The following is a 1,529-nucleotide window of genomic DNA, read 5'->3' as shown; positions in this document are numbered from 1 at the left end:
CCATACATGCCCTTGATCATGTTGTTGCCGAAGGCATAGCCGAGCTGGCCCTGCCACAGATCGGCGTCGTTGTCTTTGGTGCCGATCTTTTCCACGAAGTCGACGGCCTTCTGCTTCTCGTAGATAGCACTCAGGTAGAAGCCACTCAGATCCCGGATGCCCAAACCGACACGCCACTTCTTGAAATCCGCGGTGCTGACGGCGTTGGCGTCGTTGAGGAGGGTGGTTGCGTATGCCCTCTCCTCGGAGGTGCTGTTGGGATCGGCGAGGACGTCCTCGGCCATGGTGGCGACGGCCTTCTGAGTGCTGAGTTGGTCGGTCAACACCTCATAGGCAGCACCGAAGTACCAGGGGCCATTTCCGTAAGTGGCAGCGAGGGAGTAACCCTCGGACAGGCTATCCGACTTGCGGTTTGGGAGTCCATCTCTCGTGCTTGCGGAGCCAGGTATGGTGGCTGCGGCGAACTGGAAGCCGCTGAAGCTGGGGGTGACATAGAGGATGGCGTTGTCGGCGCGGATATCGTCGAAGCCGACCGTGCCTTCGTAGTCGGCCATGGTGTCGTTGAACAGCTCCAGCTTGCTGGTGGAGATCTTGAGCGGCGTGTCGTGACGGCCCGCCAGGAAGGTACCGAAGTCACCCTTCAGACCGACATAGCTGTTACGCATCTTGAGCCCGGTCTCCCCGCTGCCGGTATTGAACTCGCCGTCAGCGATATGGTAGTTCCTTTCGTTGGCCAGCGGTATACCGAACTCGACCTGATAGATGGCCTTCAGGCCGGCACCCAGATCCTCGGAGCCCTTGACGCCGAGCCGACTGGCACGGCTGTTACCTTTACCGATCTTACCCCTGTTCAGGCCCCAGCCTTTGTAGTCGATCTCCTTGATGTCGAACCAGTCGATACTCACGTGGGCCTTGCCGTAGAGGGTGGCGTCGGCCAGGGCCGCTGCCGGAGCAGTGACGGCGGCCGCAACCGCCAGGGAAATGAGCTTTCTGTTCATCGGGTTCTCCCCTGTTGTTGATTTGCCGAAAATCCACAAAAACCAAACGCGTGGTGTGCCTTCACAGTCAATAATAGGTCAGTGAGCAACTTTATGCAACAATTATTTTGGAAAAAGATACAAAAATGACAAACTGTTGTTTTTCTGGCACATGCGGCCCACAGGATAGCCCCCAGGCAGACATCCCCCAATTCCTCCCCCTCGGACAGGTACGGGCTACACCCGAAGCGCCCGCGGTGCTTAGAAGCTGTCTGGTTAAAACGGATCCGAGCGTCGGGTTGCGTTACGCCGCGTTCGGCACGGTGCCTGTTCGAGTGCAGTCCTGGGTTATTTGGCGTTGACTGCGGGATGCGGCGTGTTGGGTTACGGCGCGTTCAGCCCTGTCACTGGGCTTCGGGATCAACAGCGCGTACACTTAACGCGAGGCCGCGCGGGCCGGCAGCGCGGGGATAATCCGGGTGTAGGTTGCGTTGAGACGCGGGTGCCGGCCTGGCCGTCGATCAATGAGCCGTTGGGCGTCGAAACGCAACC

1 protein-coding gene is annotated in these 1,529 nt (G+C 59.2%); it reads right to left on the bottom strand.

Annotated elements, in window-relative coordinates; all coding sequences use genetic code 11:
* The coding region (locus BQ17_RS19530) for a porin (RefSeq protein WP_089730000.1) at positions 1 to 998 on the bottom strand (998 nt) is incomplete at its 3' end.
* Positions 999 to 1,529: the final 531 nt, after the last annotated feature.

It is taken from the genome of Candidatus Thiosymbion oneisti, from assembly GCF_900092655.1.
Taxonomy (GTDB): Bacteria; Pseudomonadota; Gammaproteobacteria; order Chromatiales; family Chromatiaceae; genus Thiosymbion; species Thiosymbion oneisti.
The sequence above is the reverse complement of the archived record's forward strand: the minus strand, read 5'-3'. Positions and strand labels throughout refer to the sequence as shown.